The sequence below is a fragment of the Indolivaga capnocytophagoides DSM 22835 genome (assembly GCF_000426485.1).
Taxonomy (GTDB): Bacteria; Bacteroidota; Bacteroidia; order Bacteroidales; family Dysgonomonadaceae; genus Dysgonomonas_A; species Dysgonomonas_A capnocytophagoides.
Genome location: NZ_KE384529.1, coordinates 511,158 through 525,590 on the forward strand (window position 1 = coordinate 511,158; position 14,433 = coordinate 525,590).

At 37.0% G+C, this 14,433-nt stretch carries 12 protein-coding genes; 4 read left to right on the plus strand and 8 right to left on the minus strand.

The features are described 5' to 3' along the window. Positions 1-45: 45 nt before the first annotated feature. The 4 genes from K322_RS0115375 to K322_RS0115390 all read right to left on the minus strand — a co-directional run bounded on the left by K322_RS0115375 (position 46) and on the right by K322_RS0115390 (position 4,488). Positions 46-471: a dCMP deaminase family protein gene (locus tag K322_RS0115375; protein ID WP_026627674.1), complete on the minus strand. Its 426-nt coding sequence runs from the start codon at positions 469-471 to the stop codon at positions 46-48. A gap of 287 nt (positions 472-758) precedes the next feature. Then, on the minus strand, positions 759-2,219 hold the full coding sequence (locus K322_RS0115380) for a choice-of-anchor Q domain-containing protein (protein WP_026627675.1): 1,461 nt from the start codon (positions 2,217-2,219) through the stop codon (positions 759-761). Positions 2,220-2,272: 53 nt separating this feature from the next. Next, positions 2,273-2,995, minus strand: a complete 723-nt coding sequence (locus K322_RS0115385) for a DsbA family oxidoreductase (protein ID WP_260203989.1) — start codon at positions 2,993-2,995, stop codon at positions 2,273-2,275. A 32-nt stretch (positions 2,996-3,027) separates the two neighbouring features. Continuing rightward, complete coding sequence (locus K322_RS0115390) at positions 3,028-4,488, minus strand: aminoacyl-histidine dipeptidase (protein ID WP_026627677.1); 1,461 nt, start codon at positions 4,486-4,488, stop codon at positions 3,028-3,030. Positions 4,489-4,940: 452 nt separating this feature from the next. Between K322_RS0115390 and K322_RS0115395 the strand changes: the two genes are divergently transcribed. Further along, entirely contained in the window at positions 4,941-5,546 is a 606-nt protein-coding gene (locus tag K322_RS0115395; protein WP_026627678.1) for an OmpH family outer membrane protein, read from the plus strand. A gap of 92 nt (positions 5,547-5,638) precedes the next feature. Here K322_RS0115395 and K322_RS0115400 read toward each other — a convergent pair whose 3' ends face one another. Next, positions 5,639-6,784 (minus strand): sensor histidine kinase, encoded by a 1,146-nt coding sequence (locus K322_RS0115400; protein ID WP_035332241.1) that lies wholly within the window; start codon positions 6,782-6,784, stop codon positions 5,639-5,641. Between the two features lie 1,291 nt (positions 6,785-8,075). Here K322_RS0115400 and K322_RS0115410 point away from each other — a divergent pair. Genes K322_RS0115410 through K322_RS20440 form a run of 3 tightly spaced genes read left to right on the plus strand, consistent with a single transcriptional unit; the run spans position 8,076 to position 10,488 of the window. Then, positions 8,076-8,915, plus strand: coding sequence for a hypothetical protein (locus K322_RS0115410; protein WP_026627681.1), 840 nt, complete (start codon positions 8,076-8,078; stop codon positions 8,913-8,915). A gap of 9 nt (positions 8,916-8,924) precedes the next feature. Beyond that, entirely contained in the window at positions 8,925-9,650 is a 726-nt protein-coding gene (locus K322_RS20435) for a hypothetical protein (protein ID WP_051290852.1), read from the plus strand. 13 nt (positions 9,651-9,663) lie between these two features. Then, on the plus strand, positions 9,664-10,488 hold the full coding sequence (locus K322_RS20440; RefSeq protein ID WP_051290853.1) for a hypothetical protein: 825 nt from the start codon (positions 9,664-9,666) through the stop codon (positions 10,486-10,488). Between the two features lie 66 nt (positions 10,489-10,554). Here the strand turns inward: K322_RS20440 and K322_RS0115425 are convergent, their stop codons facing one another. The 3 genes from K322_RS0115425 to K322_RS19725 form a co-directional block, all read right to left on the minus strand. Beyond that, positions 10,555-12,198, minus strand: coding sequence for a fumarate hydratase (locus K322_RS0115425; protein WP_026627682.1), 1,644 nt, complete (start codon positions 12,196-12,198; stop codon positions 10,555-10,557). A 116-nt stretch (positions 12,199-12,314) separates the two neighbouring features. Continuing rightward, the gene (locus K322_RS0115430) at positions 12,315-13,319 is read right to left on the minus strand and encodes a Gfo/Idh/MocA family protein (RefSeq protein ID WP_026627683.1); all 1,005 of its coding nucleotides are present in this window, start codon (positions 13,317-13,319) and stop codon (positions 12,315-12,317) included. Between the two features lie 461 nt (positions 13,320-13,780). Continuing rightward, complete coding sequence (locus K322_RS19725) at positions 13,781-14,326, minus strand: hypothetical protein (protein WP_051290854.1); 546 nt, start codon at positions 14,324-14,326, stop codon at positions 13,781-13,783. Between the last annotated feature and the right edge of the window lie 107 nt (positions 14,327-14,433).

Here is a 14,433-nt window from a genome sequence, read left to right on the forward strand (position 1 = left end):
GATTTTATTAATCTATTGTAAATCAAGTCAAATATCGAATCAGGTTCACTCCAACGGAATAAAAACAGTTTCGATACCGGCTCTTTCCAACAAGTCGCAGCCATCCATATTATGATAACGATGACAATAAACCACTCTGCGGATACCTGCCTGTATTATCAATTTAGAACATTCTATACAGGGCGAAGTAGTAGCATACATCGTAGCCCCCATACTGCTGTTGTGCGAACGGGCTACTTTAGTTATAGCATTAGCCTCGGCATGAAGCACATATGGCTTTGTAAGATTATTCTCATCTTCACAAACATTTTCGAAACCGACAGGTGTTCCATTATATCCATCAGAAATGATCATCTTATCTTTGACGATAAGTGCTCCTACCTGACGTCTTTTACAATATGAATTTTCTGCCCAAATCATCGCCATGCGAAGATATCTGATATCTAACAAATGCTGCTTATCTGCCTCCATAAAAAAAAACGATTAAGGTATCAAACCTGTTTACTTCCTTACTAAGTAAAATAAAGTATTAATTGAATAAAAAGGTCTGAGACCTTAAACACACAAAATTACATAATAAGTAACAGAAACTATTTAATGATACACCTCAAAATAATGATCATCTGCTGATATTCCCCTTAGATTATTAAAAAAAGGCCTTCAACCTTCAAATATTATGTAACTCTATAAAAATACAAAAGAGTTTCGATATACAGAAACCCTTTTGACATATAGCTGTTTTATTTGTTAATATAGCCTTACTTTTGATATTCATAGCAACCAATATCGGGAGCTCCATCCGTTCTACGGGATACCCCTCTGATATCTTCAGGCAAGCCTGCAGCATATACTCTCGACGCAAAATCGATTGCCGGCGAACTGCTGCCCAACTCGTAATTAAAAAAATATGCTTTATCGGTATTATCAGATGCTGTTTCGGATGAATATATGAACTCAAATGCAGGATCAACGTTCCAGATCGTATTAACGAAAAAAGCATCATCCGTTCCTTTTTCCTTCAACAGACAATACCTGAAACTGTATCTGAATGGAACATCTGCTTTTTCTTCTAAAACCAAATTATTATTGATTGTACTGCCCGATACTATCGAGTTAAACACATCACATCTTCCCAAAGCATAAGTTTGAGATTTTCCGCTCATATCCGTTCCTGAATTCTCTATTACCATAGCAGGTTTCCGTATAGTAATAAAAACACCATACATATAATTCGCTATGGTACAATGAATAAATTCATAGCTCCCGCCCAGAAGACGGATTGCATTTACTGCCGAATTGGCAAATAACGAATTCTTTGCGGATACCTTTGCGTTTACAGCCCATAAACCTTCCTTGGTTGTATTCTGTATAATCGTATTTAAGAAACTCGCTTTTTGTTGGATTGTATCCGACGGATAAAAAAGAATACCGTATACACTGTTTCGAATTCGAACATTCTCGAATACATTTCCATAACTGTCTCCCGCAACGGTTATTCCTTCCCATTGTCCGGGAACTCTGTCATAAGGCAACGTCGGTACATCCAGCATATTATCAGTACGGTCTCCCCTAAACACAATCGGTTCGTCAACCGTACCTCTCGCATCAAGCGTACCCTGCACCGACAACCCTGCACCACTATGAAAATACAGTTTGACGTTTTTATCTATAGTCAACTTAGCATTTTTCTCTATTCGCAGCGAATCATATATAAGAAACGGTTTTCCTGCGGTCAGAGTAGTATCTTTATCTATCTTTTTGGCTTTCCACAGCACAGCATCCTGCCCTATAGCTTCAAGCCTCACATACTGTGTAACACCATTGAATTTCAGACGGATAGAATCAGCGATCAACAACGGACTGTTCCTATCCAAAGGATTTACCGTAACTTCGACCAACACATACAAACTGTCTTTACCCAAAATATCAACATTGGATACTTTATTGCCGCTCTCGCCGTCAACATTCATCCTGAATCCGGTTTTTCCGGCACTCATCAATTCTATACCGGATATAGTTATAGCATTTTTATTCCTGTTATAAATCTTCAACCGTTTGGTCGCAGTGCCGATACCCGTAAAAACTGTATCGAAACGAACTGTATCCGATGAAAAATTCAGTCGAAGATTACTGTCTCCTGAAAACTTATCATCATTATCACAGGCGAAAAACAAAGGTATCGCAACCGTTAATACTAAGATATAAGCCAATATACGCATAAATAGTTTTTAAAAAATTCAGTGTTGTCTGTTACGTAAATATCCCGTCTTTCTTAGTCCAGACTGCATACCCCATCAGCAGAACAGGCTCTTCCTTTCAAGCGGTCGCCTTTCTCGGTCGATACGCCATTGGCTTTCCAATCCTGAAATGCTTTATCCAGAACCGAAAGATACTCTTCATCAGCCAAAGATCCTTGTATTACATCCTTATTATTAAACAAATAGAATGGGATGTATTCCAAATCCAAATCGTCTTCGCTATGACGTATATCCGATTCTATCTCCGATAAAAACTCATCACTATCAAGTAAATCGTTAATATCTTTTTCGGCAAGTCCGATTTCTTTACCCAATGCAACCAAAGTATCTCTGTCGCTTATGTCTTTTTCATCGGTAAAGTATGTTCTGAAAAGAACTTCTTCGGCCTGATCTGCCAGATTAAACTTTTTAGCCAATTTGATCAACCGCAAAGCATCCGAAGTATTAGCCACAACCAAGTTATCGAAGTTGTAAACGAGCCCTACGGTTTCGGCAAGACTCTTCAATTCTTTGAGGTCTTCTTTGGCATCATCCACAGTAAAATCATGCAGCTTAGCTATATACTCGTAATATGATATTGTCCCTGCCTTCTTAGGTAAAGCAGGGTTCAACTCATAACTGTGCCAGACTAATTCAATTTCGTCTGCATGAGGAAATTGGCTCAGAGCCTTTTCCATCTTACGTTTTCCTATATAACAATACGGACAGGCAATATCTGACCATATCTCTATCTTCATTTTTTCCATTTTTCTGTTTACTGTTTCATTGATCATTGTTTAGCAGGTATGCTTTTCAATACATCCAACAAGAAAGGCCACCATTTAGCAACCGAAGGAATATTTACCTGTTCGGCGGGTGAGTGAGCATCCGTAATGGTAGGACCACACGAAACCATATCAAGATGGGGATATTTTTCAAGAAACAAACCACACTCCAATCCGGCATGTATAGCCTTCACTTCCGGCTCTACACTGTATAACTTCTTGTAAGACTCTTTGGCTACTTCCAGAATTGGCGAATGAGGGTTTGGTTTCCATCCGGGGTATCCTTCGCCATGCACAACCACTGCACCACCCATTGTAAATGCAGCATTCACCATATTTGCCGCATAATTTTTCAATGATTCGGTAGAGCTGCGCTGACTTGTACCTATAACAATCGTATTATTTTCTTTCATCTTTACCGATGCCAGATTCGTAGACGCTTCAACCAGTCCGGGAATATCCTGGCTCATAGCCAAAACTCCGTGCGGACATACACAAATCGAATTGATAAGTCCTGCGGTAGTTTTATCGTCAAAAACAAATTCGGGCTGATCGGTACTTTCTATCTGTATTTTCACATTAGGATCTACCACTTTCAGTTCATCTTCAATCTGAGCAATGAAAACATTCAACATAGCCACAACTTCGTCTTTATCACGAATAGGTATCCCCACTACAGCCGATGCTTCGCGGGCAATAGCATTATGCAGGTTTCCTCCTTGTATAGAAGCCAGATAAACATGTATCTTACGAGACAGAATCCATAAAAAACGGTTCAATATTTTATTCGCATTACCTAGTCCTTTATGAATTTCACTACCCGAGTGACCGCCATTCAAACCCTTTACTTCAAGTTTAAACCAAAACTGATTCATGGGCACATCTGTCTGCTCATAAGTAAATGTTGCATTAGTACCTTTACCTCCGGCACAACCGATATATAATTCGCCTTCTTCTTCTGTATCAAGATTGATCAGAATATCTCCGGTCAAGAAGTCTTTACCTAATGCATAAGCTCCGGTAAGACCTGTTTCTTCATCAACGGTAAACAAACATTCCAGTTTTCCATGTTCGATATCATCCGATGCCAAAATAGCAAGAGAAGCAGCAACACCCAGTCCGTTATCGGCTCCCAAAGTAGTACCTTTTGCCTTCAACCAATCTCCATCCACATAGGTTTCAATAGGATCATTATCAAAATCGTGTTCCGTGCCATTGTTTTTTTCACAAACCATATCTACATGACCTTGTAAAATCACTGTCGGAAGGTTTTCGTATCCTTTTGTCGCAGGTTTAGTAATCAAAACATTGCCGGCATCGTCTTTTTTCACATCCAAATTATGCTTTTGAGCAAAATCAAGAAGGTAAGCTATTATTTTCCCTTCTTTTTTAGAAGGTCTGGGAACCTGAGTAATTTCGTAAAAATATTTCCAAACAATAGAAGGCTCCAAATCTTTTATAGTCATATGTTTTTATTTTAAGGTCACAGACCTAATTTATTAATATTCAATTCAATAAATTTATAAGTAAACCAATTACATTTTGATCTTATTTACTGTATAAAGTCAATAAAATTCAGTTGTTACAAATTTACTTCAAAAAAGAAGAATCTTTCGTCCGATAACTTCAGAAAAACAGCCTTAAAGAACAGATATATTCTTGGCTTTTCTTTATATAAAAGTAGAGAAATAAAGAAGTTCAAACAAACTTTTTCACATCTTTTATAGAAAGCCAAAGTTGCAAATCAACTAATAAAACTATCTTTGTCGAAGTCCTGATTTTAGTTGTTATAACAGCTAATTTCGGGCGAAAGTTTATTTATTCGTCAAGAAATAGTAAAATCTTAAAAATTGGTTCTATTTTTGTTGAAGAATTGAATTTTTTAGTAAAGTTATTTTTAGTCATCAATATTATTTTTATGAAAAATCTTTCCTATGCGATAAATGGCGTTTTAGCTGTAGCTATCATCATCCTCTTTATCCTTTTCTTTACATCTAAAAAAGACACTGTAGACACACCTTCTTTAAAATTTGAAAATGATACAACAGCCACATTGCCTATAGCCTATGTCAACATAGACAGTGTACTGACTCATTATAACTACGCAAAGGAAGCCAGTGATGCTTTAATAAAAAAGACCGAATCATCCAGAGCATCGATATCTCAAAAACAAAAGCAAGTAGCTACCGAGCAACAAGAGTTCAACCGCAAAATGCAAAATAATGCCTTTTTAAGCCAGGAACGTGCCGAGCAAGAATATGGCCGTATCCAGAAATTGACTGCTGATCTTGAACAAATGGCAACCCGTTTGGATGATGAACTAAGAATGGAACAAATAAAAGTGAACAATCAATTGGCCGATTCTGTAAGAATATGTATTAAAGAATTCAACAAAACGGCTAATTACCACATGATACTCAGCAATTCAGGCTTAGACAATGTCCTTTATGCTAAGGAAAAATATAATATCACAGATAAAGTGATTGAACTTTTGAATAAAAGACACACATCAACTAAAAATTAAGGTGTGAATCTTTAACATACATATAAAAACGCCCCGAGATACATTTAATCTCGGGGCGTTTTTATATGTATATATCTCTTGTATCTGGTAGGTTAAGCAATCGGGAGCTCAATTCTGAAAGTCGTGCCGACATTCTGTTCGGAACTCTTGACATATATTTTACCATTATGATATTCCTGAATGATACGTTTGGTTAGAGACAAGCCTAGTCCCCACCCTCTTGTTTTAGTTGTATATCCTGGGCTAAATATACGCTTAAACATTGATTTAGGCATTCCTTTGCCTGTGTCGGTAATATCCAGGTAAGCCATATTATATTTAGCTCCTACCACAATATCAATAACACCCTGCCCTTCCATTGCATCGACTGCATTTTTGATCAGATTCTCTATTACCCAACTAAATAAAGCAGTACTTATCATCACAGGAATTGGCTTATCCGGTAAGTTAAAGTTAAATATAACTTTCTTAGAGATGCGAGTCTGCAAATAACTAACCGACAAGCGGACTTCTGTACAAAATTCCTTACGCTCGGGAGCCGGCTTTGAACCTATCTTGGAAAAGCGATCCGCCACGACCTGCAAGCGAGCAACATCTTTTTCCATCTCCTGTAATGCGGAAGAATCTGTCGTTTTAGTTTTGAGATATTCTACCCATGCCAACATCGAAGATATAGGAGTTCCTAATTGATGTGCCGTTTCTTTCGACAAACCCACCCACACTTTATTCTGTTCTGCATTCTTTGTACTAAGTAAAGCTAAGAACGAAACACAAATAAAAACGGTTAAGACTCCGATCTGGACAAACGGGAAATACTGCAACCTTTGCAAAACAGAAGAATCTCCATAATAGACCACCTGCCTAAAATTCGGATTCTGAAGTATTATCGGCGAATTGGTTTTCTTAAAAGAGTTGATTTTTTCTTTCAGAAAAGCTGCACTATCCTGTATCGGAATATCGATATTTACAGACATTCGCACTATATCCGACTCATCGCACAGAATAACCGGAATAGTTTTATTTCCAGATAGTATCGACAATGTAAGATCGAGCTCGGTATTATCATCACCCGAAGCAACCATCTGAACTGCTTTTGCCCATAACTCTATTTTCTGGCGTTCTTCTTTAGCCATATCATTATACATCCTGTTAGACATTACCAAAAAACTAACAGCCAGTACAACTGCGATTGTTATAAAAATATACTTGGCTAACACCGTTTTATCTATAAATCTCATACATTATCAATATTTGCCAAAAACAAAAGTAAGACATTTCGCTACTTAAAGGCTCTAAAATTAATTCTTTTTAAAGAATTGTGCTTTTGTAATGTTTATAAAACCCTAAAAGACATTCAAGTTATCACATTATTGTTAAAAAACAATTAATAATATCATATTGCTTGCAGATATACTCCGAAAAGTCTAATTTTACAATGTGTTTTTTCATGGTATTAGATTTTAAGGTTAACAATTGGAGATTGGTTGTCGTGATGACAACCTTTTCTTTTTTTGTATAGGTTTGTAAAACATTGAATATAGAATGACATAACATCCAAAAGGAGATATCCCAATATTGAGAAACCTCCTTCATATATAATTTTTTATTCACTAGTATTAATGGATAAGTAATCATTCATTTAAGAGTTTAATTATCTAGTATGATTGATTTTAAACCCAGAAACGGTACTCTCGCGACATCCTATAACTGTTATTCCTATAATAGTAAAAATATACACAAATATTCTGTTCATCTCTTTAGTAATTAATTAGATAATCATTGACGAAATTACCCCTTAGAATAATAATATCAAATATTATTCTGACCAAAGAAGATATTGAGAGAACGAAAAGACTTAAATAACAATAGTTTATTCATATAGTTTGCAAAAAAAATGGCTAAGACTCTATCTATATCAGAATAAGTATTTAACACTTACTTTAAATTTTACCTAGCAAACACAGGTAATTATACAAATGTAAAAATAATTACATATCTTTGTCAAATAAGATATATCTCTATCCAATATCATTGAATAAGTATTAAAGATAGGTAGTTTAAATTATTACAATAAGCAATATATAATGGCTTTTACTTTCACTGATATAAATCTATTCGCAAATCTAAATTTTAACAAATTAGGTTTGACAATATCGTGTAAAATATTAGAGAGAGAGAGAGAGAGAGAGAGAGAGAGAGAGAGAGAGAGAGAGAGACGCACCTGGCGTAACTAATCATTTTTTCAACAAAACAAAATTTCTATTGTGTCAAAATGACGGAGTAGTTTTTCTTGCATATATACCTCAGTTAATACATATCAATTTTTTAGTAAACCGGCTCGACACCTTATGCAAGGCAGTCTTGTTGTTGTTTTGTTGTCGTTCTGAATCTGCTTTAAGCATATACTTGTTCGACAGCCGGTTGACCTACGCAGTAAAGTGCAGGGAGTGCACTTTACTGCTTCATTCGTTGCAAACAATTCTTCAAAATATAAACAACAAGGTCTTTGACCATAACAATCAAACAACAATGAAAAAAAAATTTCTTTTACTGATAGGAATATTCTCCTTTGGATTAATACATGCTCAAATAGCTATCAACACAGATGCTCCGGCAATCGGAACCTTATTAAATATTGATCCTCTGGGCAATAATTCATCTTCGAGTTTACTAAAATACCAAGATGATATTTCCATTGACTATAATGGAAATATGGGAATTGGAACAACTACTCCTCAAGCTCGATTGCATATCGTCAGCAATTCAAGTCCGGCATTCAGATTAGTGGATGGAAATCAAGGAAATAAAAAAATACTAATGTGCAAAGATGCAACAGGTAGAGGTCAATGGGGCGAAGCTGTTTTCAGCAACTTCGGCACAATTCCCTTCGGCCATATTACACTCAGTGGATCAGATATTATTGGACAAGGTGCTGCATTCTACACAGGTCTGAGCTATACCTTTTCGAAGGTCGGTGTATATTCCATCTCTATTACAACTAAATGTTCTATAAATAAGCAAACTAACGCATTTGTCCGTTGGGCACAATTATTGCCAATATCTTCAAATATCAGTACAGTTTGGGGAGATTCTTCACCTAGATTTGATGGTGGCTACGAAATATATTTATCAAGCAATAGATACATATATACATCTACACCCTCAGGCACTGTCACTAGTGCATACTTCACATTCAATCAAACCATTGAGATCACCGAAACACATAAGACAATTTATCTCTGTATGACAGGCAGCCTCCCCTCACCCACCGATTTAATTACCTTTTCGTGGGGAGTATCAACTACAAATCCCACACCAAATGGCGATTCGTCGAATGAAACATCGGGCTCTTTTATAAAAATCAATTAAACAAACAATATGAAATTATTATATATACTAATATCTCTGGCTATTGCTTACCCTACATTAGCTCAAGTTGGTATTAATACTAAAAATCCTCAGGGTATTTTACATATTGATGCTAAAGATAACACATCCGGAAATACAAATTCTGATGATGACATCATTGTAACTCAAAATGGTAATCTGGGTATAGGAACACTCAACCCCACTACTAAGTTACACATCGTATCGTCATCGATAGGCAAAGGCTTTGCTCTACAAGACGGAAGTCAGGGAAGCAACTATATACTGGTATCCGACAACAATGGTAATGCTTATTGGACAGAGTCAGAAGTCAGCCAATTTACCATAATCCCTTCTGTCACATCCCCAACAACCACATTTGCAGGAAATACATACAAATACGATCCGGGATTTAGACTAACTTTCCCTCGATACGGTACATATTCCGTTTCTATAATTACTCGGCTTATATTAAACCGAAGTGCCAATGAAACTCCAATTATAAGGGTTCAGCTTGTCTCGGCAACAACCGCAAATGACTATCTTGGTTCGGCTCAGATATTGGCAACTCCTATATCAAGCACCCCTTATCATCAAGCGTACATTAATCAAAATATAGAAGTTACCGCTGCCACAGGCTTAATAGCCCGACTCGAATATTCAATATCGGGACAATTTATAGCAACAACAGGAACTCTGACTACAATATGGAATGGAACTTACATCAGAGTAAAATAAATTAAAGAAAAGGATGAAAACATTAAGATTTATCGCAACCATAATAATAGCACAGATGTCATATACAAGTTTGACAGTTGCTCAATCAGTAGGGATAAATACCAACAATCCCTTACAACTTTTACATATCGATGGCAAAAAGAACACAACAACGTCAACAACCGACAGTGACGAAGAGATTGCGGACGATATAGTAATAACCAATACAGGGAACGTTGGATTAGGAATACTGAACCCTACTAATAAACTACATATCGACAGCCGAAGTAAAAGCAATCCTACCCTGCCCATAGCCGGATTTAGGCTACAAGACGGATCAGAAGCTCCAAATCGAGCATTAACATCAGACGCTAATGGATTCGCCTCGTGGGTACCTGTAGATTTCACCGGATACACAATCATACCCTACGAACGAAAAGAAGTTACATTTTCAATACCTCCTGGTCTCGGTAGTATATACATATACTCGGGTTTGTATATAGACTTTCCCGTGCCCGGAAAATATCTGATCTCAATTGGAGCAAAAGTTGAAACCAATAGAACAGGGACAGAACAAGCCATATTCGGATACTTAAAACCCAGCTCCAATCCTTCCGATCCGGAATCATATTCAGGTGCATTTCCTGTTCTTGTTAGTAATCGCTCAGCAAGAAATGAGAATCGGATTATATTATGTCAAGAGATCGAAATAACAGCAGGTGCTTTAAGAGCATACCTCATCTTAGAATATTTCAATACAAACTATACTGCTGACGGAAATATATTTACATCATGGGGCAATGGAGGCCTCCCTCCTGAGGCACACCGTACAGGAGGTTCATTTGTGAAAATTAATTGATACATATACAAAAAAGAAATCTCTTGCTAAATATAGCAAGAGATTTCTTTTTATCATCATTACAGATCAACAAGCAGTACAACCTGTATTCGGTTTCAACTGTTTAAAGAAATCATTTCCTTTATCATCTACTAAGATAAATGCAGGAAAATCTTCCACTTCAATCTTCCAGATAGCTTCCATACCCAACTCCGGATATTCAAGACATTCCAGACTCTTGATATTGGTTTGAGCCAAAATAGCAGCCGGGCCACCGATACTTCCCAAATAGAACCCTCCATGTTTATGACAAGCATCTGTTACCTGCTGACTGCGGTTACCCTTAGCAATCATAATTAAGCTGCCGCCTGCTGCCTGAAAATTATCCACATACGAATCCATACGCCCGGCTGTAGTAGGTCCCATAGATCCACTTGCATATCCCTGAGGAGTTTTTGCAGGGCCTGCGTAATAGATCGGATGATCTTTGATATATTGAGGAAGTCCTTCGCCTTTATCTAAACGCTCCTGTAATTTGGCATGAGCAATATCACGTCCCACTATTATAGTACCGGTGAGAGACAAACGGGTCGATACCGGATATTTACTCAATTCAGCCAAAATTTCGGGCATCGGACGATTCAGGTCAATCTTCACACCTCCGGCTTCTCCGGCTTGTTGGTATTCAGCAGGAATTAAACGAGCAGGATTATCTTCCATTTTTTCCAACCAGATACCATCTTTATTAATTTTTCCTTTGATGTTACGGTCAGCAGAACAAGAAACGCCCATTCCTACAGGGCATGATGCTCCGTGACGAGGTAAACGAATAACACGTATATCATGTGCAAAATATTTACCTCCGAACTGAGCTCCGAGACCTAATTCCTGAGCAGCTTTCAATAGCTTAGCCTCCATTTCTAAATCACGAAAAGCCTGACCACCTTCATTGCCTTTAGTTGGCAGATTATCATAATATTTGGCAGAAGCCAGTTTTACAGTTTTCAGATTCGTTTCGGCAGATGTTCCTCCAATAGCAAAAGCGATATGATAAGGAGGACAAGCCGCTGTACCCAAAGATTTCATCTTTTCTATCAGAAAAGCCTCTAATTTACCGGGAGTAAGCAAAGCCTTTGTTTCTTGATACAAATAGGTTTTATTTGCCGAACCTCCACCTTTTGCTATAAATAAAAACTTGTACTCGTTACCCTTTGTTGCATACAAATCTATTTGAGCAGGAAGATTACAACCTGTATTCACCTCGTCATACATGTTCAAAGGTGCATTTTGTGAATAACGCAGGTTTTCCTGTGTAAATGTATTATAAACGCCCAAAGACAAAGCCTCTTCGTCATTAGCACCTGTCCATACTCCCTGACCTTTTTTACCCACGATAATTGCTGTACCCGTATCCTGACAAAAAGGAAGTATACCTTTTGCCGAAATCTCGGCATTACGCAGGAAAGTCAATGCTACAAATTTATCGTTGTCACTGGCCTGAGGATCTGATAAAATCTTTGCGACCTGTTCCTGATGTTCGGGTCGTAATAAAAACTCGACATCACGGAAAGCATGCTGAGACAATAAAGTCAAAGCTTCGGGTGCGACCTTCAATATTTCCTGACCGTCGAATGTAGTTGTAGAAACATACTCTTTTGATAGTAAATAGTACTCGGTAGTATCTTTGCCCATAGGGAAAGCCTCCTGATACTTAAATGCTGGAGTTGCCATATTGATTAGTTTATAGTTGAAATATCTGGTTGATCATTTTCACTCCACAAAAAGGGGTGAAACCTTTATAGTACAAAATTAACAAAAATAATCGGATGCAGAGAGTAAAAAAAAGTTTAAAAAGCCTCTGATTTATCAGCAGGAAAAACAATCCCTAACTGCCGTCTTATTTCATCAACAACTTCTATCACAGCCAAAGAATTAGCATGGCTGTTTATATCGGACTCTCTCTTCCCCTGCTTCACCAGATCAATAAATTCGGCGATCTCATAATAATATTGATTTCTCTGGTTAGGAACTGTCAAATCCACCATTTCACCTCCTCTTTTATACAATTTGAGATTCGAGATAAAGTCGATCTTGTCCATTGATATAACAGCGTCTTCGCCTTGAATTTCAGATGACAATAGCGAATCTGAAATTTTCGAATACATAACAGTAGCATTCATCCCTTCATATTCGAAATTAATAGCTCCCTGACCATCTACTCCCGTACTTAACATCACTCCGGATGCCTGTATCGAACGAGGTTTCCCGAATAACACAATCATAGGATAAATAGTATATACACCCAAATCCATAATCGCCCCATTCGACAGCTCGGGATTGAAAGCGTTAAGAACGACTCCCTGCTTCAGTTTGTCATATCGGGATGAATACTGGCAATAACACCCAAAATACCGTCTTATTACACCTACGTCCTGTAAATGACCGATAACCTCTTTAAAATTAGGGGTAAGAGTCGACCGCATAGCCTCCATTAATGCAACATTATGCCACTTGGAAGCCTCAACCATTGCTTCCACTTCTTTAGCGTTAGAAGCAAATGGTTTCTCACAAAGCACATGCTTTCCATGTTTCATAAAAAGGATGCTTTGTTCTGCATGAAAAGCTGTCGGCGATGCAATATAAACGGCATCAATATAATCAGACTGAGCCATTTCCTCTAATGAGGTAAACTTATGAGCAATACCATGTTTATCGGCAAAAACATTCGCCGTTTCTATACTTCTGGAATAAACGGCTGCAGCCTGAAATCTGGGATCTGACAAGGCAGCCTCCAGTACAGTATCTACAATAAAATTGGTTCCTATAATACCAAATCTAAGTATATTTTTCATATTCCGTTTTTTAGTAAATCAAGATCCGAAAAAGAAATCAGTTTTTAAAACTACACATTACTATTTAAGGTCTCAAACCTTTTAATTGATTTTTTAAACATAACAACAGTCGAAAAGAAAAAAACTAATAATGAACACTAAAAAGGTTACAAAAGTTACACATTTCACATTCGTTTTTAGAGTGATACTTTTCCCCTCTGTCACCTAAAGGTATTTAGCTGACGCCCGAAAAAACCCCTTCAGGAGTTTGTGGTCATTTTTCAAAAAGGTAACAAAAGTTACAGCAAGACAACACTCTTTCTTTTGTTACTTCATTGCACCTTTTCAAGTTTTCTGATTAAACTCCAGCCAACGATTGAAAGAACGTTTTTATAAACAAGAAAGACTATACTTCCTTTTCTATATAGATAAAAAAAAGCAGGATAAACCTGCTTTCAAATTATTCTATATTCTAAAAAAAATCAATTACTCATCAGCACACTGGCGATATACTCTTCCAGCTTGCCCGACTTATCTAGTTTTATATAAGATTCGACTTCTTTATTTTTCTGTAAATGTCTCTTATTCCTTTGGTAAAAGTTTATTACATTTTTTACTCCGGCTATAGACAACTGAATCTGATTTTGAGAATAATTATTTTCAAGAAAATATTTAGTCCATCCTGTCATATAAGACATAATCAGCCAAGGCTCTCCGGCTAAAAATGTAACGATACGTTCGTCCAAATTCATTTTCATGTAAGGAACACCCGACATCCACATCAACACAAAACTATTCTTGTCGTCTCTCACATCTTGATTAACACCAAGAGGAGTATAACTCAGCCAATCGATATCGGCTTTCACCTGAGGTTCTAAAGCCTGATAATCGAGACTCCAATCTTGAATCGTATCATTTGCCACATAATCCTTCTCTCCTTTATATGTGATAGTGTCACTCGCTATAGTTTGTCCGGATACATTATATGCAAAAGTAATAAGCAAAAATAAAAACAGATTTTTTTTCATCTCATAATTATATTTTAAAGGTCTCAGACCTATTTGACTCACCTTCACGCTGTCGAAACAAGATTCGGCTTTAGCCAGTTTTAAATTGATTAACTTATCAAAGATAA